Here is a 21360-nt window from a genome sequence, read left to right on the forward strand (position 1 = left end):
CCATGGACGAGGACACCGCAGCCCGGGTGCGGCGCGCCCACAGCATCCGCATCTGGGCGGGAAGCGTCGTGCTGGTGGTCGGGCTCTTCTATGCGTTCGGCAACCCGCTGTGGGGGCGTGAGAACACGACGCTCGAGATCGTGATCGGCCTGCTGATGGTCGCGGCAGGCGTGCTGAACATCGTGCTCAGCCTGGTGGGGCTGCGGAAGCTGCCGAAGCGGTGAGCCGCCGCCCGGTCGCCTCAGCAGCGCGGGATCGGAGGCCGGCTGTAGGTGGTCGAGCTGGGGGTCGCGACGTAGTAGTCCGACACGAAGTTGCCGTACTCGAGCCGATCCCAGACCGCTGAGGTGCCGACCCGCGTTCCGGACCGCTGGCAGGAGACCCACGCGAGGCCGCCCGCGTAGAGGGTGCGTGCCACTGCGTACCCGGTGCCCGGTCCGGTGCGCTCGTAGAGCGCGGAGGAGATGACCTGGTAGGGATACGTGCACCGCGGCAGCGGCCGGCTGTAGCCGGTGTTGGACGGGGTGCTGATGTAGTAGTCGGGGACGTAGTAGCCGTCGGCCAGCAGGTCCCACACCGTCGATGAGCCGACCTTGGAGCCCGCCGTCTGGCAGATGACCTGGACGGTGGCCCCCGGTTCATAGCGCTTGGCGATGGTGTTGGAGGTCGTCGGGCCCCGCCGCGCGCTGACGACGGTGGATCCGCGCTGCAGATAGGAGTGCGCCACGGTGGCGACGGGTGCGTCGAACCGGTCGTTGTCGATGTTGATCGTCACCCCGCCGTACGTCTCGTCGTGGTCGCCACGGTACTGCTTGCCGCGCTGGTGGTTCGCCCAGTGCGTGTTCGGGATCCCCGCCCAGCCGGTGAGCGCGGAGATCTCGTCCCAGCGTGCGATCCAGAGTGCGTCGGGGCGAGCGGTGCTCGTGGAGTTGTAGGCCTGGGAGAGGTGCAGCGCACCCGAGTTGAGGCCCGCGTAGATGCCAGCCAGGTAGCCCTGCCGGTGCAGCTCCTTGGTCCACGAGGACACGTACGCCAGCACCGCGGTGCGGCACGCGCTGTCGGTCGGGGTGTAATGCTCCACGTCGCCGTAGATCGCGCTGCCGGGGAGCATCCCCAGCGCCTTCGCTCTGGTGACCGCGTCCGCGGCCTCGGTGGTTCCTCGTGCCGACGCGGTGGCTGCGGTGAACTCGACGGAATTGGGCCGGGTGGTGCACGGGGCCTGGGACCCCATGTAGATCGGGATCAGCCGCCATCCCTCCCGGGACACGGTGGAGACCCACGGCGCGGTGAGGTTGCGCTGCGCGCAAGTGCGGTTCGGACCGCCGATGTAGACGCCGACACCGCCGTACGGCGACGACTCCCAGGCCCGCATCGCGGTCAATGACGGCGCATCGCAGGCGTCGAAGGCGAGGCCGTTGAATCGGGTGGCGGAGGCGGCCTGCGGATAGGACACCGACGTCGCCGGTTCCGCCGAAGCACTCGACGCGTTCACGCCGACGAGCGCGGCCAGCAGCACCGCCACGCACGCGGCTCTGCCATACCTGGACATGGCTCGCCTCACCTCGTCGCCACCGGCCCATCCGATGACCTCGAGGCAATTGCATCCCGCCTGCGCGGACAGGGACAGGGTCTTTGGACCCCGTACGCCGTGTGCAGCCAGTCAGCCGGCGGCGCCGTTCCAGCCTTCGAAGGGATCCCAGCCGCCACGGTCGTCGTAGGGGTGGCCATCGACGAGAACTCCGGAGCCGTCCGCCACCGTGCCGATCCTCCGGAATCCGCCCGGCAGCGGAGCGGACGCCGGGAAGGTGGCGAGGAGGGCGTGATCCTCTCCCCCGGTCAGCGCCTCCGGCGAGCCCACCGCCCCGCGGGAGAGGTCGATCGCCACGTCGCTCGCGGCCGCGATGCGGCTGGCGTCGAGAGCCAGGCCGTCGCTGACATCGAGCATGGCGGTCGCGCCCGCGACCGCGGCCAGCACGCCGTCCAGGACGGGCGGGCGGGGTCGCAGCTGCGCGCCGATCCGTTCGGGCTCGCGTTCCGCGGCTGCAGCCGCCAGTGCGGCGTCCGGCGCGCCCGACTCATCGACCGCCTGTTCGAACAGCAGCCGCAATCCCGCGGCTGCGAACCCCAGTTGCCCGCTCACGGCGACGGTGTCGCCCGGGCGCGCACCCGAGCGCAGCACCGGGGCGCGTCCGCCGAGATCGCCGAACGCGGTGACCGCGACGGTGAGCGTGTCGGAGACGCTGAGGTCGCCGCCCACGACACCGCAGCCGGGCGCAAGCTCCTCGCACGCGGCGCGCAGCCCGTCCGCGAACCGGTCCAGGAACTCGAGCTCGATGCCGGCCGGCACGGCGAGCGCCACCACCAGGGCGGTCGGCGTCGCCCCCATCGCGGCGACGTCGGAGAGATTGGTCGCGGCCGCCTTCCAGCCCAGGTCGAAGGGCGTCGACCAGGCCAGCCGGAAGTCCGGGCCGTGGATCATCATGTCCGTCGTCGCGACGAACCGGCCGTCCGGGGCGGCGAGCACCGCGGCGTCGTCGCCCGGTCCGACGAGGGTCGCCGTCGAGGTCGGGAGCCGCGGGAAGACCCGGGCGAGGGCCGCCACCTCACCGACGGAGCCGAGAGTGGTCGCGTCGGCCTGCATGTGGTCCACGGTAGCCTGGAGGCGATGAAACGGACGAGCGGGGCGATCTCGGCCGCCGTGCTCGGCACTCTCGTGGCAGCCGCCCTGGCGGGCTGCAGCGGACCGGTCACCATGGATCCGGCGCCCGACGCGAACAACCCGGAATGCGCATCGGTGATCGTCAATGTCCCGGAGCGGCTTGCCGGACTCGTGCCCCGGGAGACCGACGCGCAGTCGACCAAGGCGTGGGGCGATCCGACCAGCGTGCGGCTGCGGTGCGGCGTGCCGGTGCCCGCGCCGACCGCCGAGTTCCCGTGCATCACCGTCGACGGCGTGGACTGGCTCCGCGACGCGGCCGATGAGCCGGTCACCGTGTTCACCACCTACGGCCGCGACCCCGCCGTCCAGGTGATCATCGACGGCGCCGTCGTGGGCGGAGAACCGGTGCTGACCGGCCTTGCGGGCGCCGTGTCGCAGGTGCCCGCCGAGCGCGAATGCGTGGACGTGACCGACGTGCGATGACCTCAGCGGGCGGTGGCGAGTCCGAGCTCGATGAGCTCGTCGAGCAGCTGCGGATAGCTCATGCCGCTCGCGATCCAGCACTTCGGGAACATCGAGATCGGCGTGAACCCCGGCATGGTGTTCAGCTCGTTCACGACGAAGCCCGTATCAGTGAGGAAGAAGTCCACTCTGGCGAGCCCGGTGCCGTCGATCGCCTCGAACGCCCGCGCGGCGATCTCCTGCATCTCCGCCAGCTGCTCCGGCCGGAGCTCGGCGGGGCAGACCAGTGCCGCCGCATCCGCGTCGAGGTATTTCGCCTCGAAGTCATAGAACTGGCCCTCCGGCGTCACGATCTCTCCGGCGACCGAGACGCGCGGGCGTCCGCCGTTCCGGCTGGCGAGCACCGCGCACTCCACCTCACGGCCGACGATGGCCGTCTCGATGAGCACCTTGCTGTCCTCCGCGAGTCCCACGCGGATCGCCTCAGCGAGGCTTCCACGGTCCGTCGCGCGCGAGACGCCGACGCTGGAGCCGGCGCGAGCCGGCTTCACGAACAGCGGCCAGCCCAGGTGCTGCACAGCCGAGACGACGGCGTCCGGCTTCGCCGCCCATTCGGATGCGGTCACGGTCCGCCACGGCGCCACCGGGATGCCGGCACTCTGCAGCACGGTCTTGGTGAAGTGCTTGTCCATGCCGACGGCGGAGGCCAGCACCCCGGCGCCGACGTAGGGCAGCCCGAGCAGCTCGAGCATGCCCTGCAGCGTGCCGTCCTCACCGAACCGGCCGTGCAGGATCGGGAACACCACGTCGATCTCCCCCAACGACCGGATGCCCGACGCGTCGGTGACGTGCAGCTCGCGGGAGCTCGCCGATGCCGGCCACTGGATGCGGCTTCCGTTGTCAGCAACCGACGGGAGCTCCCGGCTGAGGGAAAATTTCTCGGCGTCGTCCTCTTCCAGCACGAAGGCACCGTCCACCGTGATGCCGATCGGCACCACCTCGTACTTGGAGCGGTCGATGGCCGCGAGCACGCCCCCAGCCGTGGCGCAGCTGATGGCATGCTCGCTGGAGCGTCCGCCGAAGAGGAGGGCGACTCGAATCAAGGGTGTGCTCCTAAGGGTCGATCTGGCTGATGCGGCCGGGCTGTGCCGGTCACTCGCCTTGCGGCTCGTCGGTGTCGGTCTTCACTCGCCTTGCGGCTCGTCGGTGTCGGTGGTGAGGTGCGGTGCGATGTCGCGCGGCGCGAGGGTGCCGGCCAGGACTTCGGCCACCTGCCCGACGATGGGCATGTCGACGCCCTTCGCCGCGGCGAGCTCGAGGATCGGCGCCACTGAGGCGAGTCCCTCGGCGGTCTGATTCATCTGCCGCACGACGTCCGAGAAGCTGAGCCCCTGCCCGAGCAGTCGCCCGGCGGTGTTGTTGCGCGACAGCGGCGACTCGCACGTGGCGATCAGGTCGCCCAGCCCGGCAAGCCCCGAGAGCGTCTCCGGACGAGCGCCGTACGCGACCGCGAAGTCCGTCATCTCCACAAGCCCCCTCGTGATGATCGACGCTTTGGTGTTCTCGCCGTAGCCGACCCCGTCGACGATGCCGATCGCCACTGCGATGAGGTTCTTCAGCACGCCGCCGAACTCCGTGCCGATCACGTCGTTGTTGACGAAGCTGCGAAGGTACGGGGTGTTCGCAGCCATCGCGACAGCGGCGGCGGTGGAGGAGTCGGTCGACGAGACGACGGACGCGGTGGGTTGCTCCTTGGCGATCTCGAGCGCCAGGTTCGGCCCTGAGACGACCGCGATGCGCGCCGGGTCGATCTGCAGCTCCTGCTGGATCACCTCGCTCATGCGGTATCCGGAGCCCTTTTCCACGCCCTTCATCAGGGACACCACCGGGACACCGCGCGGGATGAGCTCGCGCACGAGCTTGAGGTTCTCCCGCAGCGACTGGCTCGGCACCGACAGGTAGACCTGTTCGGCGCCCTCGAGCACCTCTGGCAGGCGCGGGCTCGCCCAGAGGTGCTGCGGCAGGTCGATGCCCGGGAGGTAGTCGCTGTTCCGGCGGGACTCGCTGATCTCCCGGGCGAGCTCGTGACGCCGCGCCCAGAGCGACACGCTGGCGCCGCCGTCGGCGAGCACCTTGGCGAAGGTCGTGCCCCAGCTGCCGGCCCCGAGCACGGCGACCCGGTGCATGCCTGCGACGGCCTCCTCCCGCCGAAGCCCCGCGTATGGGCGCGGGAACTCCGCCGAGTCCAGAAGGTATTGAGCCTGCCCTGAGCCGCTCGCCGGTTCTGAGCCTGTCGAAGCATCACTCAAAGCGGCCGGTCTCCTTCTGGTTGTTCTTCGCCGGATCCCAGCGCTCGGCGGGCGCCGTCTCCCCGCGGAGCCGCTCGAGCAGCCTCGTCACCTCGGCCATCACCACCGCGGTCGCCTCCGTCAGCGTGGCGTTGTCGAGCGGCCGCCCGGCGAACGCGGAGAGATCGACGGGATCGCCGAATACCACCTCGATCGTCTTCTGCGGGAAGGCGTGGATGCGCTTGGCGTACCGCGGCATCAGATGCTGGGTTCCCCAGTGGGCGGCAGGAATGATAGGCACACCGGCCGTGAGTGCCAGCCGGACCGCGCCGGTCTTGCCGCGCATCGGCCACAGGTCTGGGTCGCGAGTGAGGGTCCCCTCCGGGTAAACGATGACCGCCGAGTGCTTCTGCACGAGCGACTTCGCGGCGGCGAGCGGGTCGGCGTTGCGGCTGCTGCCCGCGCGCTCGACCGGGATCTGCCCGGTCCCGCGCAGGATCGCTCCGACGATCGGGACTTTGAACAGCGACGCCTTCGCCAGGAACCGCGAGACCCGGCCCTGCTTCCACATCGCGTATCCCATGATGATGGGGTCGATCTCGCTGTAGTGGTTGGGCGCGAGCACGAACGCACCGGTTCGCGGAACCTTGCCGCCGTCGATGATGCGGAACTTCGCCGCCATCCGCAACGGCGGAATCACGACCGCGGCGATCACGCGCCACCCGAAGGTCTTCTCCGACTTCCCGGCCTTGAGGTTGCCGACTGGCACGGGTGGCCTAACTCGCGAAGTCGAAGTCGGCCCCCAGCAGGTTCAGCTTGTCGATGAAGTGCTCATAGCCGCGGCTGATGATCCCGACGTTGCTGATCGTGGAGCGTCCCTCCGCGGTGAGCGCGGCGATCAGGTGGCTGAATCCGCCCCGCAGGTCGGGGACGTGCACGTCGGCGCCGTGCAGCTTCGTCGGGCCGGTGATGACGGCGGCCTGCTCGAGCGGCCGGCGCGGCACCCGGCGGGTGATCGACTCGATCCCCTGCTTGTGCACCTCGATGTTCGCGCCCATCTCGATGAGCGCCTCGGTGAAGCCGAAGCGGTTCTCGTACACGGTCTCGTGCACGACCGAGGTGCCCTCCGCCTTCGTCAGGGCGACGACGAGCGGCTGCTGCCAGTCGGTCATGAATCCGGGATGCACGTCGGTCTCGACGACGACGGGCTTCAGCGGCGTGCCCGGGTGGTAGAACCGGATGCCGTCCTCCTCCACGTCGAATGCGCCGCCGACCTTGCGGAAGATGTTGAGGAACGTCATCAGCTCCTGCTGACGTGCACCCTTGACCGTGATGTCGCCTTCGGTCGCGAGCGCGGCGGACGCCCAGCTGGCGGCCTCGTTGCGGTCGAAGATCGCCGTGTGGGTGTAGCCGCGCAGCGAGTCGACGCCCTCGATGAAGATGACGCGGTTCGGCTCCACGGTGATGATCGCGCCCATCTTCTGCAGGATGGCGATCAGGTCCATGATCTCGGGCTCGATGGCCGCGTTCTTCAGCTCCGTGACGCCCTTCGCGCGCACCGCGGTGAGCAGCACCTGCTCGGTTGCGCCGACGCTCGGATACGGGAGCTCGATGTTCGCGCCGCTCAGGCCGCTCGGGGCGGTGAGGTGGATGCCCTCATAGCCCTTGTGGACCACGGCGCCGAACGCTCGCAGCGCGTCGAGGTGGAAATCGATGGGCCGGTCGCCGATGCGGCAGCCGCCGAGGTCCGGGATGAACGCCTCGCCGAGCCGGTGCAGCAGGGGCCCGCAGAACAGGATCGGGATGCGGCTGGAGCCGGCGTGCGCGTCGATCTCGGCGAAGTGCGCGCTCTCCACGTTCCGGGGGTCGAGCAGCAGCTCGCCGGTCTCCGGACTCGTCACCAGGACGCCGTGTGCCTCGAGGAGGCCGCGGACGATGTTGACGTCGCTGATCTCCGGAACGTCACGGAGCAGGCTTTCGGTCTCGCCGAGCAGGGAGGCCACCATCGCCTTCGTCACCAGGTTCTTGGCGCCACGGACGGTGATGGTGCCCTTGAGCGGCTTGCCGCCGTTCACGATGAGCTTGTCGGACTTCAGCCCGACGCGCTTGCCGTGCTCCTGGGCATCACGGAGAAGTGAGTTCACTTGACCACTTTCGCTTGCTCTCTCACCGGGAGCGTTGCCGGCCGCCAGCTTTCGCGGCGGGATTCGAATCGGGTGATCTCTGCTTCGTCGCGGAGAGTGAGGGCGATGTCATCGAGCCCCTCCATCAGCCGCCATTTAGTGTAGGCGTCGATCTCGAAGGTGACGCTGAGCTCGCCGACTGTGACGGTCTGTGTCGGGAGGTCGACCTGGACCTCGAGACCCGGCGTCGCCTCCAGCAGCGACCAGATCCGCTCGATCTCCGGCTCCGCGACGACTGCCGCGAGCAGGCCCTGCTTGCCGGAATTGCCGCGGAAGATGTCGCCGAACCGCGGGCTGAGCACCGCCCGGAACCCGAAGTCGCGGAGCGCCCAGACGGCGTGCTCCCGGCTCGACCCCGTTCCGAAGTCGGGCCCGGTGACGAGCACTCGTCCCTGGTCGTATGGCGGGGTGTTCAGGATGAACCCGGGGTCCTGGCGCCAGGCGGAGAAGAGCGCGTCCTCGAAGCCGGTCTTGGTGACCCGCTTCAGGAACTGGGCGGGGATGATCTGGTCCGTGTCGATGTTCGAGCCGCGAAGCGGCACACCGACGCCCGAGATGCGAGAGACCTTCTCCATTACGCGTTCACCCCCGATCCGCTGCTGTGTTCTACAAGCCGGGCGTCCGATTCATTCCGAAGATCCCACGGGCTCGACAGGGTGCCCCGGATCGCGGTGGCGGCGGCGACCAGCGGGGACACCAGGTGGGTGCGCCCGCCCTTGCCCTGCCGGCCCTCGAAGTTGCGGTTCGAGGTGGAGGCGCAGCGCTCCCCAGGTGCGAGTTGATCGGGGTTCATACCGAGGCACATGGAGCAGCCGGCGAAGCGCCACTCGGCGCCGAAATCCTCGAACACCTTGTGCAGCCCCTCGGCTTCGGCCTCGAGCCGGACCCGGGCGGAGCCGGGCACCACCATGACGCGCACGCCATCGGCCTTCTTCCGCCCGCGGACGATCGACGCGAACGCGCGGAGGTCCTCGATGCGGCTGTTGGTGCAGGAGCCCATGAATACCGCGTCCACGCGGATGTCCTTCAGCGGGGTGCCGGCCTTCAAGTCCATGTACTCGAGGGCCCGCTGGGCGGCGGCGCGCTCGTTCGGGTCGAGGATCGTCGTCGGGTCGGGCACCCGATCGCTCAGTGACGCCCCCTGGCCCGGATTGGTGCCCCAGGTGACGAACGGCTCGAGCTCGTTCGCGTCGAGGAACACCTCGGCGTCGAACACCGCCGTCTCGTCGGTCTTCAGCGTCTCCCAGTAGGCGACCGCGGCGTCCCAGTCGGCACCTTCCGGGGCGTGCGGGCGTCCCTTGAGGTAGGCGTAGGTGGTCTCGTCCGGTGCGACCATGCCTGCGCGGGCGCCGGCCTCGATCGACATGTTGCAGATCGTCATCCGGCCCTCCATGGAGAGCGCGCGGATGGCGCTGCCGCGGTACTCGAGCACATACCCCTGGCCGCCGCCGGTGCCGATCTTGGCGATGACGGCGAGGATGATGTCCTTCGCGGTGACGCCATCGCGGAGCTCGCCCTCCACGGTGATGGCCATGGTCTTGAACGGCTTCAGCGGCAGGGTCTGCGTGGCGAGCACGTGCTCGACCTCGCTCGTGCCGATGCCGAACGCCATCGCGCCGAACGCGCCGTGGGTCGAGGTGTGCGAGTCGCCGCAGACCACCGTGATGCCCGGCATGGTCAGCCCGAGTTGAGGGCCGACGACGTGGACGATGCCCTGCTCGACGTCGCCGAGCGAGTGCAGCCGGATGCCGAACTCTTTCGCGTTCGTCCGTAGCGTCTCGATCTGGGTGCGGCTGATGCGGTCGGCGATGGGCTCGAAGATGCCGATGGTCGGCGTGTTGTGGTCCTCGGTGGCGATGGTGAGGTCGGGCCGGCGGACCGGCCGGCCGGCGACGCGAAGGCCGTCGAACGCCTGGGGGCTCGTCACCTCGTGCACGAGGTGCAGGTCGATGTAGATGAGGTCGGGGGTTCCGTCTTCGCCCTTGACGACGACGTGGTCGTCCCAAACCTTCTCAGCGAGAGTTCTGGCCTTCTCAGCCAGCGTGCGCGGCCGCACGGAAGTGTCGTTCATTCCTGCAAGTCCTTCTTCGATCGGGAGGGAGGCCGACGTCGGACACCGCGACGAGTGAGGCCAGAACTAGGACTCGTCGCGGCGACGAAGGAGAAGCCGATCGAACAGCATTCACCGAGGGTACCATCCAGCCGGGTGCGCGGCCGTGTCAGCCGAGCACCTGCGTCACCATGTCTGCGGTGTAGCCGGCGGGCCCGAAGTTGATCCACAGGGTCCCGAACCACAGCCCGTCCCGGATGAAATGGGACTCCCCCAGTGTGTTGCCCTCTCCGGTCGTCTCGGTGACGTAGCGCACCCCGCCGAGCTCCTCGATCGCGCCGTAGCCGAGTTCGATCAGACGCGCGTTGGCGGCGGCCGCCTGGTCCGTGGTCAGCTGCGAGACGGAGGTGAAGATACCGACCTCGCCGCCGCCCTCCGGCTGGACCCAGGCGCAGTCGACCCGGTCCACCGTGCCGAGGAGTTCCTGCAGCTGGCTGTCCTCCGACGGCAGTCGCACGTCACCGCCCGACACGTACCACTCCGGGTTCAGCGCCAGCCCGGCGTTCTCGATCGTCCCGCGCATCGAGTCGCTGTAGAGCTCGTCACAGGACGCGGGAAGCGGTGTTGCGGCGGGATCCGCCGGCGTCGATGGTGTCTCGGACGGCTGCGGCTCGTCGGTCGCGGGAGCGGATGCCCCGGGTGTCTCGGGCGCCGCGCCGCCGTTCCCGCCGCCGAACGGCAGGAGCCCGCTCGCGGCCGCCCAGACGCCGCCCGCGACCAGCGCCAGCGCGACCAGCACGATCGCGAGGATCAGCGGCAGCCGCGACTCGCGGCGAGGCGGTTTCGTCGGCGGCGGTGGTGTTCTGCGCGGTGGCTGGGGTGGTGCTGCGGCAGCCCCCGGCTCGTCAGCGAACGGATCCCACGACTGCTCGGCAGCCGATGCGGGCGGAACCGACAGGGTGGGCGCGCTGGAGGAGGCGCTGCGCCGGGGTCCGGGCGGACGTGAGTCGATCGGCTCGTCGGAGCCGGATCGCGGCTGCTGACCTCGCCCCCACTGCTCAGGATCCAGCAGCTGCGCCATGACACTCCCCGCTCCCTCGGCCTGCACCCGGCACGCTAGCAGGCGGCGTGCGGACAGGCCAGGGACGTGGGTCCTACTTCGTGTCGTCCGGCTCCACGGTGACCGCGACATCCTCGTGCCGCTCGTCCTTGACGACCTTGAGCCCCTCGCGGCGGAGTTTGATGAGGCTCGCGACCACCGCGATGGCCATCGAGACGACGATGACGGCGAGCGAGGTCCACGTGCCGATTTCCGGCGCCCATTCGACGTGCTCGCCGCCGTTGATGAACGGCAGCTCGTTCTCGTGCAGCGCGTGGAGGAACAGCTTCACGCCGATGAAGCCGAGGATGAACGCGATGCCGTACTTGAGGTAGACGAGCTTGTCGACCAGGTCGCCGAGCAGGAAGTAGAGCTGCCGCAGGCCCATCAGCGCGAAGACATTCGCGGTGAAGACGATGAACGGGCTCTGCGTGATTCCGAAGATGGCGGGGATCGAGTCGATCGCGAACACCAGGTCGGTGGTGCCGAGGGCGATGAAGACGACGATCACCGGGGTGAACACCTTGGCGCCGTTCTTGGTGATGCGCAGCTTGCCGCCCGAGTACTCGTCGGTGATCGGGATGCGCTTCCGGAGGAAGCGGATGATCGCGTTCTCCTTCTCCTCCTCATCCTCGTGGTCCATGAAGGCCTGCCGGACCGCGGTCCAGATGAGGAATGCGCCGAAGACATAGAAGATCCAGCTGAAGTTCGCGATCAGCTGGGCGCCCAGGATGATGAAGATCCCGCGGAAGACGAGCGCCAGGATGATGCCGACCATCAGGATCTCCTGCTGGTACTTCCTCGGCACGGAGAACCTGCTCATGATGATGAGGAAGACGAACAGGTTGTCGATCGACAGGCTGTACTCGGTGAGCCATCCCGCGATGAACTGTCCGCCGTGCTCTGCATCCCCGAGAAGGAACATCAGCCCCGCGAAGACGAGCGCGAGCGTGACGTAGAACCCGATCCAGAGCGCGGACTCACGGGTCGACGGGACGTGGGGACGCTTGTACGCGAGCGTCACGTCGATCGCCAGGATCAGCAGGAGGACGATGTACGTCCCGATCTCGAACCAGGCGGGCAGGGCGAGTTCCAATGAGCGTCCTTCAGGGTATGGGTCGGCAAGACTCGAAAGTCTCTCCCCATCCGAGAATCGGATGCACCGTGCCCGGAGCCCCAGCACAGCGGCTCGTGATGACGATCACGGCAATCGGGATACTCCCCTTCGCGGTGCCAATGCTACCGCACGGGGTGAGACCGAACACTTGAGGGCGCTCCATGCGCGCTGAACGTCGGGTCCACGTGTCCGGGACTTTCGGCACTGGCGGCCGCTCCGGCGCCGGTTCTAACGTCCCGCCATGACCGAGAACCGCCTCGCCGAGGACGACCTGCGCACGATCGCGCGGAAGCGCTTGAAAGCGCGCAAGGACTTCTTCGACTTCCTCATGATCTGGGCGGCCGTGTCGCTGCTGCTCGTGGCCATCTGGTTCTTCAGCACACCGACCGGCTACTTCTGGCCGATCTGGCCCATCCTCGCGATGGGCATCGCCGCGCTGTTCATGGCGATGGACGCGTTCGGGATGCGACGGCCCATCAGCGAGCGTGATGTGGAGTCAGAGATGGAACGGCTGCGCGGTCGCATGCCCTGACCGGGCACCGGGGGGCCGTCAGGCGGCCGAAGCGGTCACCACCAGGCCAGGCAGAAAGGGTGCCCGGACGGGTCGGCGTAGACCCGGTGGTGCTCCGCGTCGAACCCGAGGCGCGTGGCGCCCAGTGCCAGCGCCTGCCGCTCGGCTTCCTCGATGTCCTGCACGCGCACATCGATGTGCATCTGCGCGGGGTGGTCGGCGTCCGGCCACTCGGGCCGAACGTGCCGGTCCACCCGCTGGAACGCGATGCCCGGGCGGTCAGGCGCGTCGCCGATGACGAGGAAGTCGGGATCGTCCTGCACCCGCACGAAGCCGAGCAGCTCCTGATAGAAGGAGGCCAGGGCGTTCGTGTCCTCCGTGTCGATGACGAGTCCGTGCCAGGTGCCGATCATGGAACCACTGTTCCAGAACCGGCCGACGCAGGGCAAAGGTCTCGACGCACTGGTCAGCCGGTGAACCGGGAGAGGAACGCCTGGGTCCGCGGCTCTCTCGGGTGTTCCAGCACCTGGCTCGGCTCGCCCTGCTCGACCAGCACTCCCCCGTCGAGGAATACCACCCGGCTGGCGACGTCGCGGGCGAACGCCATCTCGTGAGTCGCCATCACGATGGTCGTGCCGGCGCTCGCGAGCTCGGCGACGAGCTCGAGCACCTCGCCGACGAGTTCCGGGTCGAGGGCGCTCGTGATCTCGTCGAGCAGCAGCAGCTCAGGGTCGGTCGCGATCGCCCGCACGATCGCCGCCCGCTGCTGCTGGCCGCCGGAGAGCCGGTCCGGGAAGTCGTCCGCCTTCTCGGCGAGCCCGATCCGGGCGAGCAGCTCGATCCCGCGCCCCCGCGACTCGGTCCGCGACTTGCCCCAGACGTGCCGGGAGGCGAGGGTCACGTTGTCGATCACGCTGAGATGCGGGAACAGATTGAACTGCTGGAACACCACGCCGATCCGGGCCCGCACGGCATCCGGCTTCACCCTCGGGTCGGTGATCTCCAGGTCTCGGAGCCAGATGCGGCCGTCGTCGACCGGCTCCAGCAGGTTGATGGTGCGCAGCAGCGTCGATTTGCCCGACCCGCTCGGCCCGATCAGGGCCACGACCTCGTGGCGGGCGACGTCCATGGATATGCCGCGCAGCACGTCCAGGTCCTTGAAGGACTTGCGCACGTCCTCCAGCCGCAGCACGACCTCCCGGCCCCCGGCCGTTGCGCTCATACGATCGTGCCGATCTGCTCCCGCGAGCGGAGCCGGGCGGTGTACCAGTCGGTGAGGCGGATCATCGGGAGCGCGAGCAGCACGAAGAGCAGCCCCGCCACGACGTACGGCGTGAAGTTGAACGCGGATGCCGTCTCGATCTGCGCCGCGCGGACTGCGTCGATGGCGCCGAGCACCGAGATGAGGCCGACGTCCTTCTGCATGGCGACGAAGTCGTTCATCAGGGCGGGGGTGACCTTCCGCACGGCCTGCGGCAGCACCACGAGCCGCATCGTCTTGCCGTGGCTGAGGCCCAGAGACCGGGCGGCGAGGCGCTGCGACGGGTGCACCGCCTCGATCCCGGCGCGGAAGACCTCCGACACGTACGCGGAGTAGGTGAGGATCAGCGCGATCGTGCCGAGCACCTCGGCGGGAATCCGGTTCTCCGTGAACTCCAGGCCCGGGATCCCGAAGCCCACCAGGTACAGCACGATGATGAGCGGCATCCCGCGAAAGAGGTCGGTGTAGCCCGCCGCGAGCGCGCGGAGCGGGAAGAACACCGGCCCCCGGAGGGTGCGGATCGCGGCGACCAGCACGCTGAAGACCAGCACGCCCGCCGCCGCGACCAGCAGCACCCGGATGTTGAGCAGGAAGCCCTGAGCGACCCGGGGAAGCGCAGCCAGCGCGACCTCCGGGTTGAAGAACGACTGCTGCACGCGTGCCCAGCCGGGCGTGTTGACGACCGTCAGCCACGCGATGCCGGCGAACAGCAACGTGCTGACGATCGCGATCGCGACGGAGCGCTTGCTCTGCTTCCGGCGGTACGCGCGGCGCTCGAGCTCGACGTCGCTCGGCTGCCAGACCGGGGCGGCGGGGGCGGGGGCGGTCACCCGAGAACGCTACCGGCTCGACGAGGTGCTGCGGTCGTCGCTACTGCAGGACGGGTGCCTCACCGGCGCTCGCCAGCCACTCCTCCGCCAGCTCGTCCAGCGTGCCGCTCTCGCGCAGCGCATCCACGGCGGCGGTCACGTCGTCGGTGAGCGGGCTGTCCTTCTCCAGCACCAGTCCGAACTGGTCGCCGGTGCCGGCCTCCGCGGGCAGCTGGCCGACGATGACACCCTCGGTGAGCTCCGCGCCGGTGAGGTAGAAGGCGGTCGGCAGGTCCACGACGATGGCGTCCACGGTGCCGTTCTCCAGCGCCAGTTTCGCGTCATCGTTGGTGTTGAAGACCTGCGCGCCCTGGTCCGGGGCGATCGTCGACTCGATGGCCTGGAAGCTCGTCGTGCCGGTCTGGGCGCCGATCAGCAGCGGCTTGAGGTCGGCGATGGACGTCGCGTCCGCCGCCGGCGACGACGCGGTCGTGATGACGACCTGCGTGGTCTCGTAGTACGGCGAGCTGAAATCGACCGACTGCTTCCGCTCGTCGGTGATCGAGAACTGCTGCAGGTTGAAGTCGAAGTCCTTCGGGCCCGGGGCGATGGCCTCCTCGAACGTGGTGCGAACCCAGACCACGTCGTCCTCCGCAAAGCCCAGCTCCTCGGCGACGGCGTACGCGACCGCCGCCTCGAAGCCCTCACCGGACTCCGGGGTGTTCTCGATCACCCACGGGTAGAACGCCGGCTCCCCGGTCGCGACCGTGAGCTTCCCTTCGGTGACGTACTCGGCCGAGGCGTCGGCGGACGCGTCGCCGCTGGGTGCCTCGGATCCGCCACCGGTGGAGCCGGCACAGGCGGTGAGGCCGACGACCGCGGTGAGGGCCGCAGCGGACAGCGGGGTGCGGGTGGGACGGTGGGTTCGGGCGAGGCGGATCATGGGCGCTTCCTTCGGGGCTGTGTTGCTCCATTTTCGTCCGCGCGCGATCTGCCGCTGGTATCGGCTACGAACTGTTACGACCTCGAGACCACGGCCGTACGCTCGGGGAATGCAGAAGATCTCCATCGAAGCGCTGGCGCGGCAGCAGCTCGAGGCCGCGGGACGGGCCCCGAGCGGGCGGGCCGCCGACACCGTCTACGGCGGTCACGAGAAGGTGCTCCGCCAAACGGTCATCGGAATGGTGGCGGGGACCAGCTTGGCCGAACATGCGAACCCGGGCGACGCCACCGTGTATGTGGTGCAAGGCAGGGTCCGGATGCGGGCGGGAGAGCACTTCTGGCAGGCGAGGACGGGAGACCTGCTCATCGTTCCGCCGGCGCGGCACAGTCTCGAAGCGGAGGAGGATTCGGTCGTGCTCCTCACCGTGGCGAAGCACGGTGCGCGTCTGCCGGCGGAGGTCCGGCCGGACTGATCCGGAACGCCTCGGCCCGAAGCGACACTGGGGCAGGAACACAAAAGAGCGCCCGGCAAGCCGGACGCTCTTTTCGTGCTGTGACCCCAGCGGGATTCGAACCCGCGTTACCGCCGTGAGAGGGCGGCGTACTAGGCCGCTATACGATGGGGCCGTCGGACAACTCATCGAGTATGCCACACCGGAATGCGGGCGCAAAAACGGCCGCCGACACTCCGCCAGTACACTGACAAAGGCACTCGCGGGAGTGGTGAAATTGGCAGACACGCAGGATTTAGGTTCCTGTGCTTTCGAGCGTGTGGGTTCAAGTCCCACCTTCCGCACTAGCGCCTCTCGACGTCTGGAGCCCATGCTGTGAACCCTTCCGCGCTCATCCCGTGGCTCGACCCCGAGACGCTCGTGACCGGCTTCGGACCGTACGCGCTGCTCGGTGTCTGCCTGATCGTGTTCGCGGAGACGGGTCTGCTGGTCGGCTTCCTGCTGCCCGGCGACACGCTGCTCATCATCACCGGTCTTCTCGCCTTCCGGCCCGACTTCCCGGTCGACATCTGGTGGGTCTGCCTCGCGATCGGATTCGCGGCCTTCGCGGGCGGTGAAGTGGGATATCTCATCGGTCATAAGGCCGGGCCGAGGATCTTCGAGCGGAAAGAAACGGGCCTCTTCAGCAAAGCGAACGTCGAACGCACCAACGCGTTCTTCGAGCGCTTCGGCGGCCTCGCGGTCATCCTCGCCCGCTTCGTGCCGATCGTGCGCACCTTCACGCCCGTCGCCGCCGGCGTCGGCCACATGGACTACCGCAAGTACACGCTGTACAACCTCGTCGGAGCGCTGATCTGGGGCGCTGGACTGACCTTCTTCGGATACCTGCTCGGCTACATCCCGCCGGTCGCGTTCTTCGTCGAGGAGTACATCGACCTGATCCTGCTCGCCGCGGTGGTGCTGACGCTCATCCCGACCGTCTACCACTACGTGCAGTCCTCCCGCCGCGCGAAGAAGCTCGCAGCCGAGCTCGGCAGCGGCGAGCCGGTCGAGGTGCCTCCGTCGGCCGAGGAGCTCGCGCTGGCCCGCGAGAACTTCGACCAGGACCCGAAGAACGACCCGCCCCACCGCTTCAGCTGAGTCTCACCGCCGGGCGGCTCACGCGCCGGTGAAGAGCAGGTAGAGCAGCGTCACGTTGAGCGTGATGAGCAGGCCCGCGGCGATGGACGCGGTGACGGTGGTCGGCACCGCGTTCACCGCATCACCGAGCAGCTGCTTGTTCGTCGTCAGCCGCACCAGCGGGATGAGCGCGAAGGGGATGCCGAATGACAGCACCACCTGGCTCAGCACGAGGGCGAGCGTCGGGTCCACTCCGAGCACGAGGATGGCGAGCGCCGGCAGGATCGTGATGAACCGCCGCAGCAGCAGCGGGATGCGCACGTGCAGCAGCCCCTTCATGATCTCGGCTCCGGCGTAGGCGCCGACCGACGTCGATGCGAGTCCGGAGGCGAGCAGGCCGACCGCGAACAGCATCGCGATGACCGGGCCCAGCGCATCCTGCAGCGACGCGTGCGCCCCCTCGAGCGTGTCGGTGCCCTCGATCCCCTGCAGGTTCGTGGCGGCGAGCAGCAGGATCGCGGCGTTCACGGTCCCGGCGATCGCCAGCGCGATGGTGACGTCCACCTTCGTCGCACGCAGCACCTGCTTGCGCAGCGGCCCCTCCGGGACGCCGCCGAAACGGTCGCGGGTGAGTGCCGAGTGGGCGTAGATCGCGTGCGGCATGACCGTCGCGCCGAGGATCGATGCGGCGAGGAGCACGGAGCCGGAGTCCTCGAAGCGCGGCACGAGTCCCGAGGCCAAGTCGGCGGGGGCTGGCGGCCCGATGATGATTCCGGCGCAGAAGCCCACCGCGATGACTGCCACCAGGGTGGTGATGAGTGCCTCGAACGGTCGTGACCCACGCCGGTCATGGAGTGCGAGCAGCACCATGGAGACCGTTCCCGTGATGAGCCCGCCCACCAGCAGCGGCAGCCCGAACAGCAGGTTCAGCGCCACGGCGCCGCCGATCACCTCGGCGACGTCGGTCGCCATGGCGACGAGCTCGGCCTGCACCCAGTACGCGTAGCGTCCTGTGCGCTTCTTCAGCCGCGCACCGAGCAGGTCAGGGAGGCTCCGGCCGGTGGTGACGCCGAGCTTGGCCGACAGATACTGGATCAGCCACGCCATCACGTTGCCGACGACCACGACCCAGAGCAGCAGGAACCCGTACTTGGCGCCCGCAGTCATGTTGCTGGCGACGTTGCCGGGGTCCAGATACGCCACTCCCGCCACCATCGCGGGCCCCAGCAGGGGCAGCAGCGCCCGGGTGCTGCGGACCCGGCCGTCAGCGATGGTGGTGGTCTTCGTGCGCGGCATGTTCGGAGGGCTCCAGTTGGAAGGTGGAATGGGCGACGTCGAAGTGATCGGTGAGGCATTCGCCGAGGCGGTCCAGCAGCTGCCCGGTGCGACCCGCGGTGAAGATCTCGGAGGCGACGACGACGTGGGCGCTGAACACCGGTGAACCGGAGGTGATCGCCCACACGTGCACATCGTGCACATCGACCACACCCTGAGTCTCCAGCATGTGGCGGCGGATCTGTGCCACGTCCGTCTCGCGCGGCGCCGACTCCGTCAGCACCCGGGCGACATCGCGCAGCAGCAGGAATGCGCGCGGTGCGATCAGCACCGCGATGGCAATGGATGCGATCGCGTCCGCCTGCGCGAAGCCGGACAGCAGGAGCGCGACGCCCGCCGCGACCGTGACCACGGATCCGAGCAGATCCCCGAGCACCTCGAGGTATGCGCCGCGCATGTTGAGGGATCGCCGGTCGCCCCCGCGGAGCAGCAGGAGTGTTCCGGCGTTGGCGACGAGACCCACCACGGCGACGACGAGCATCGGCGCGGCGAGCACCTCCACCGTCTCGGGAGCGGCGAGACGGCGTGCCGCCTCGACGGTGATCGACACCGCAAGCACGGTCAGCAGCACCCCGTTGACCAGGGCGGCCAGCACCTCCACCCGGCGGAATCCGTAGGTGTGGCGATCCGTCGCGGGACGGGCGGCGACAGCGCTCGCGACGAGCGCCACCCCGAGTCCGATCGCGTCGCTCGCCATGTGAGCCGCGTCGCTGAGCAGCGCGAGCGACCCGGTCAGGATGCCGGCGACCACCTCCGCGACCAGCACCGCGAGCACGACGGCGAGCGCAGCGGCAAGCCGGCGGCGATCGCCGGAGCCTGAGCCATGCGCATGCCCGGAGCCCACGCCTCAACCTTAGAACCCGGCGGTACGTGCCTTGCGTCAGGACAGGTGCTCGCGGACCGTCGGCAATATCGCGCGGAAGGCGCGCGAGCGGTGGCTCACCGCGTTCTTCTCGTCCGGCGTCAGCTCGGCGGAAGAGCCGTCCATGCCGTCGGGTGAGAACACCGGGTCGTAGCCGAATCCGTTGGTGCCCCGCTCCTCCCGCAGCACCCGGCCCGGCCAGATTCCGAGCTCCACGTGCTCGAAGCCGTCGGTCACGAAGGCGGCCGCGCACTCGAACCGGGCGGAGCGGTCCCGCTCGTCGCCGAGGCGCTCGAGCAGCAGCATCCGGTTGTCGCGGTCGTCCCGTGTGCCGGCATACCGGGCGGAGTGGATGCCCGGCGCGCCGCCCAGCGCGTCGACGCTGATCCCGGAGTCGTCCGCAAGCGCCGGGAGCCCCGTGTGGCGGTGTGCCGCGCGTGCTTTGATGAGCGCGTTCTCGGCGAAGGTCACACCGTCCTCGACCGGTTCCGGGCCGTCGTAGCCGATCAGCTCGATGTCGCCGAGCTCCAGTCCGAGGATCTTCCGCAGCTCCTCGACCTTGTGGGCGTTGTGGGTGGCGAGCACCACCCGGCGCGGTGCCGCACTCACGGCCGGGCGAGCTCTTCGCCGAGCGCAGCCAGCTGCAGCTCGGTGAGCCTCGCGGTGCCGCCGAGCGCCAGATCGAGCAGGGAGTCGAGCTCACGCCGGTCGAATGGGGCGCCCTCCGCGGTGCCCTGCACCTCGACGAAGAGCCCCCGCCCGGTGGCGACGACGTTCATGTCGGTCTCCGCCCGCACGTCCTCCACGTAGGCGAGGTCGAGCAGGGGTTCACCGTCGATGATCCCGACACTGACTGCCGCGACGCTGTCGACGAGCGGCTGGGACTTCTGACCGATGAACTTCTGCGTCCGTGCCCACTCGATCGAGTCCGCAAGCGCCACATACGCACCGGTGATGGCGGCGGTACGCGTGCCGCCGTCGGCCTGCAGCACGTCGCAGTCGATCACGATGGTGTTCTCCCCCAGCGCCTTGGTGTCGATCACCGCGCGAAGCGAGCGGCCGATGAGCCGCGAGATCTCATGGGTGCGTCCGCCGATCTTGCCCTTCACCGACTCGCGGTCCATCCGCTCATTCGTGGAGCGGGGCAGCATCGAGTACTCGGCGGTCACCCAGCCCTTGCCCTTGCCGTTGAGCCAGCGCGGCACGCCGTTGGTGAAGGAAGCCGTGCAGAGCACCTTCGTGGCCCCGAAGGAGATGAGCGCGGAGCCCTCCGCCTGGCTGCTCCAGCCACGTTCGATGGTGATGGGGCGGAGCTCATCCGCCGCCCGGCCGTCGGCTCTCGTCATGCTGGTTCCCTTCTCGCGGGCAGCGGGATGGCGCCCGTCTCGAACGTGTCGACCCTGGTGACCTCGGGCCCGAGGAATCGCGCGGCGAGCTGCTTGAACCCCGCCTCGTCCGCCCCGGTCGCCTCGAACCGGTGCCGGGCACGGTCGCCGGCCGGGCTCTCCAGACCGTGCTCGACGAGCATCCGGTAGAGGTCGTATGCCGTCTCCTCGGCGCTCGACACGAGCCGGACGCCGTCGCCCATCACGTACTGGATGGCGGCTGAGAGCAGCGGGTAATGGGTGCAGCCGAGCACGAGAGTGTCGACGTCCGCGTCCTTCAGCGGACGGAGGTACTCCTCCGCGACCTCGAAGAGCTCCGGTCCGGTCGTGACGCCCGCCTCGACGAACTCGACGAAGCGCGGGCATGCCTGCGTCACCAGCTCCAGATCGGACGCGGCGGCGAAGGCGTCCTCATAGGCGCGGCTGCGGATCGTCCCCTCGGTGCCGATCACCCCGACGCGGCGGTTGCGGGTCTGACGCACCGCGGAGCGCACGGCGGGCTGGATCACTTCGACCACGGGGATGCCGTGGCCGATCGTGTAGCGCTCGCGCGCATCCCGCAACATGGCGGCGGACGCGGTGTTGCAGGCGATGACGAGCGCCTTGACCCCCTGATCGACGAGGTCGTCGAGCACCGCCAGGGCGTACCGTCGGACGTCGGCGATGGGCTTCGGTCCGTACGGCGAGTGGGCGGTGTCGCCGACGTAGAGCACGGACTCGTGCGGGAGCTGGTCGATGATCGCCCGTGCCACGGTGAGCCCGCCGACTCCGCTGTCGAAGACTCCGAGGGGCGCGTCGGTCACGATCGTCAAGCGTAGCGCTCGCA

24 protein-coding genes and 2 tRNA genes are annotated in these 21360 nt (G+C 69.1%); 6 read left to right on the plus strand and 20 right to left on the minus strand.

Going from position 1 to position 21360, the window contains the following annotated elements:
• Positions 1 to 2 precede the first annotated feature (2 nt).
• Entirely contained in the window at positions 3 to 224 is a 222-nt protein-coding gene (locus tag ACFFGH_RS12550) for a hypothetical protein (protein WP_386668725.1), read from the plus strand.
• Positions 225 to 241: 17 nt separating this feature from the next.
• Here ACFFGH_RS12550 and ACFFGH_RS12555 read toward each other — a convergent pair whose 3' ends face one another.
• Positions 242 to 1549 carry a glycoside hydrolase domain-containing protein gene (locus tag ACFFGH_RS12555; protein WP_386668727.1) on the minus strand — a complete coding sequence of 436 codons (1308 nt, stop codon included), beginning with the start codon at positions 1547 to 1549 and terminating at the stop codon, positions 242 to 244.
• Between the two features lie 111 nt (positions 1550 to 1660).
• Positions 1661 to 2641 (minus strand): thiamine-phosphate kinase, encoded by a 981-nt coding sequence (gene thiL, locus ACFFGH_RS12560; protein ID WP_386668729.1) that lies wholly within the window; start codon positions 2639 to 2641, stop codon positions 1661 to 1663.
• A 24-nt stretch (positions 2642 to 2665) separates the two neighbouring features.
• Between thiL and ACFFGH_RS12565 the strand changes: the two genes are divergently transcribed.
• Positions 2666 to 3142, plus strand: a complete 477-nt coding sequence (locus tag ACFFGH_RS12565; RefSeq protein ID WP_386668731.1) for a DUF3515 domain-containing protein — start codon at positions 2666 to 2668, stop codon at positions 3140 to 3142.
• Between the two features lie 2 nt (positions 3143 to 3144).
• Here ACFFGH_RS12565 and ACFFGH_RS12570 read toward each other — a convergent pair whose 3' ends face one another.
• The 8 genes from ACFFGH_RS12570 to ACFFGH_RS12605 all read right to left on the minus strand — a co-directional run bounded on the left by ACFFGH_RS12570 (position 3145) and on the right by ACFFGH_RS12605 (position 11837).
• The gene (locus ACFFGH_RS12570; RefSeq protein ID WP_386668732.1) at positions 3145 to 4224 is read right to left on the minus strand and encodes a D-alanine--D-alanine ligase family protein; all 1080 of its coding nucleotides are present in this window, start codon (positions 4222 to 4224) and stop codon (positions 3145 to 3147) included.
• 81 nt (positions 4225 to 4305) lie between these two features.
• Positions 4306 to 5307, minus strand: a complete 1002-nt coding sequence (locus tag ACFFGH_RS12575) for an NAD(P)H-dependent glycerol-3-phosphate dehydrogenase (protein WP_386668733.1) — start codon at positions 5305 to 5307, stop codon at positions 4306 to 4308.
• A gap of 115 nt (positions 5308 to 5422) precedes the next feature.
• On the minus strand, positions 5423 to 6178 hold the full coding sequence (locus ACFFGH_RS12580) for a lysophospholipid acyltransferase family protein (protein ID WP_386668735.1): 756 nt from the start codon (positions 6176 to 6178) through the stop codon (positions 5423 to 5425).
• Positions 6179 to 6185: 7 nt separating this feature from the next.
• Positions 6186 to 7553, minus strand: coding sequence for a UDP-N-acetylglucosamine 1-carboxyvinyltransferase (gene murA, locus ACFFGH_RS12585; RefSeq protein WP_386668737.1), 1368 nt, complete (start codon positions 7551 to 7553; stop codon positions 6186 to 6188).
• Complete coding sequence (gene leuD / locus ACFFGH_RS12590; RefSeq protein WP_386668739.1) at positions 7550 to 8167, minus strand: 3-isopropylmalate dehydratase small subunit; 618 nt, start codon at positions 8165 to 8167, stop codon at positions 7550 to 7552. The genes murA and leuD overlap by 4 nt, the downstream gene beginning before the upstream one ends.
• The gene (gene leuC, locus ACFFGH_RS12595) at positions 8167 to 9663 is read right to left on the minus strand and encodes a 3-isopropylmalate dehydratase large subunit (RefSeq protein ID WP_386668741.1); all 1497 of its coding nucleotides are present in this window, start codon (positions 9661 to 9663) and stop codon (positions 8167 to 8169) included. Before leuC ends, leuD begins: the two co-directional genes overlap by 1 nt.
• 148 nt (positions 9664 to 9811) lie before the next feature.
• Positions 9812 to 10723 (minus strand): hypothetical protein, encoded by a 912-nt coding sequence (locus ACFFGH_RS12600; RefSeq protein ID WP_386668743.1) that lies wholly within the window; start codon positions 10721 to 10723, stop codon positions 9812 to 9814.
• Positions 10724 to 10796: 73 nt separating this feature from the next.
• The gene (locus ACFFGH_RS12605) at positions 10797 to 11837 is read right to left on the minus strand and encodes a TerC family protein (RefSeq protein WP_386668744.1); all 1041 of its coding nucleotides are present in this window, start codon (positions 11835 to 11837) and stop codon (positions 10797 to 10799) included.
• Positions 11838 to 12099: 262 nt separating this feature from the next.
• On the opposite strand from ACFFGH_RS12605, the gene ACFFGH_RS12610 reads away from it, so the two are divergent.
• Entirely contained in the window at positions 12100 to 12390 is a 291-nt protein-coding gene (locus ACFFGH_RS12610) for a 2TM domain-containing protein (protein ID WP_386668746.1), read from the plus strand.
• A 35-nt stretch (positions 12391 to 12425) separates the two neighbouring features.
• Here ACFFGH_RS12610 and ACFFGH_RS12615 read toward each other — a convergent pair whose 3' ends face one another.
• From ACFFGH_RS12615 to ACFFGH_RS12630, 4 genes are read right to left on the minus strand one after another with little or no spacing between them, the layout of a single operon-like run.
• On the minus strand, positions 12426 to 12782 hold the full coding sequence (locus tag ACFFGH_RS12615; RefSeq protein ID WP_386668748.1) for a VOC family protein: 357 nt from the start codon (positions 12780 to 12782) through the stop codon (positions 12426 to 12428).
• A 53-nt stretch (positions 12783 to 12835) separates the two neighbouring features.
• A complete protein-coding gene (locus ACFFGH_RS12620; protein WP_386668750.1) occupies positions 12836 to 13591 on the minus strand; it encodes an amino acid ABC transporter ATP-binding protein in 756 nt (251 codons plus the stop codon).
• Positions 13588 to 14460 (minus strand): amino acid ABC transporter permease, encoded by an 873-nt coding sequence (locus ACFFGH_RS12625; protein ID WP_386668752.1) that lies wholly within the window; start codon positions 14458 to 14460, stop codon positions 13588 to 13590. The genes ACFFGH_RS12620 and ACFFGH_RS12625 overlap by 4 nt, the downstream gene beginning before the upstream one ends.
• 40 nt (positions 14461 to 14500) lie before the next feature.
• Positions 14501 to 15382: an ABC transporter substrate-binding protein gene (locus ACFFGH_RS12630; RefSeq protein ID WP_386668754.1), complete on the minus strand. Its 882-nt coding sequence runs from the start codon at positions 15380 to 15382 to the stop codon at positions 14501 to 14503.
• Positions 15383 to 15491: 109 nt separating this feature from the next.
• On the opposite strand from ACFFGH_RS12630, the gene ACFFGH_RS12635 reads away from it, so the two are divergent.
• Entirely contained in the window at positions 15492 to 15854 is a 363-nt protein-coding gene (locus ACFFGH_RS12635; protein ID WP_386668755.1) for a cupin domain-containing protein, read from the plus strand.
• Positions 15855 to 15935: 81 nt separating this feature from the next.
• On the opposite strand, the gene ACFFGH_RS12640 is transcribed toward ACFFGH_RS12635, so the two are convergent.
• Positions 15936 to 16008, minus strand: a tRNA-Glu gene (locus ACFFGH_RS12640).
• 87 nt (positions 16009 to 16095) lie between these two features.
• Here ACFFGH_RS12640 and ACFFGH_RS12645 point away from each other — a divergent pair.
• Both ACFFGH_RS12645 and ACFFGH_RS12650 read left to right on the plus strand, forming a co-directional pair.
• Positions 16096 to 16177, plus strand: a tRNA-Leu gene (locus ACFFGH_RS12645).
• 31 nt (positions 16178 to 16208) lie between these two features.
• Positions 16209 to 16973 (plus strand): DedA family protein, encoded by a 765-nt coding sequence (locus ACFFGH_RS12650; RefSeq protein ID WP_386668757.1) that lies wholly within the window; start codon positions 16209 to 16211, stop codon positions 16971 to 16973.
• Positions 16974 to 16991: 18 nt separating this feature from the next.
• Here ACFFGH_RS12650 and ACFFGH_RS12655 read toward each other — a convergent pair whose 3' ends face one another.
• The 5 genes from ACFFGH_RS12655 to murI are packed head-to-tail and all read right to left on the minus strand — an operon-like array spanning position 16992 to position 21337.
• Entirely contained in the window at positions 16992 to 18248 is a 1257-nt protein-coding gene (locus tag ACFFGH_RS12655; RefSeq protein ID WP_386668759.1) for an Nramp family divalent metal transporter, read from the minus strand.
• Complete coding sequence (locus ACFFGH_RS12660; RefSeq protein WP_386668761.1) at positions 18217 to 19131, minus strand: cation diffusion facilitator family transporter; 915 nt, start codon at positions 19129 to 19131, stop codon at positions 18217 to 18219. The genes ACFFGH_RS12655 and ACFFGH_RS12660 overlap by 32 nt, the downstream gene beginning before the upstream one ends.
• 36 nt (positions 19132 to 19167) lie before the next feature.
• Entirely contained in the window at positions 19168 to 19758 is a 591-nt protein-coding gene (gene rdgB, locus ACFFGH_RS12665; protein WP_386668763.1) for an RdgB/HAM1 family non-canonical purine NTP pyrophosphatase, read from the minus strand.
• A complete protein-coding gene (gene rph, locus ACFFGH_RS12670; RefSeq protein WP_386668765.1) occupies positions 19755 to 20495 on the minus strand; it encodes a ribonuclease PH in 741 nt (246 codons plus the stop codon). Before rph ends, rdgB begins: the two co-directional genes overlap by 4 nt.
• On the minus strand, positions 20492 to 21337 hold the full coding sequence (gene murI, locus ACFFGH_RS12675) for a glutamate racemase (RefSeq protein ID WP_386668767.1): 846 nt from the start codon (positions 21335 to 21337) through the stop codon (positions 20492 to 20494). Before murI ends, rph begins: the two co-directional genes overlap by 4 nt.
• Positions 21338 to 21360 lie beyond the last annotated feature (23 nt).

The organism is Lysobacter korlensis (assembly GCF_042434515.1).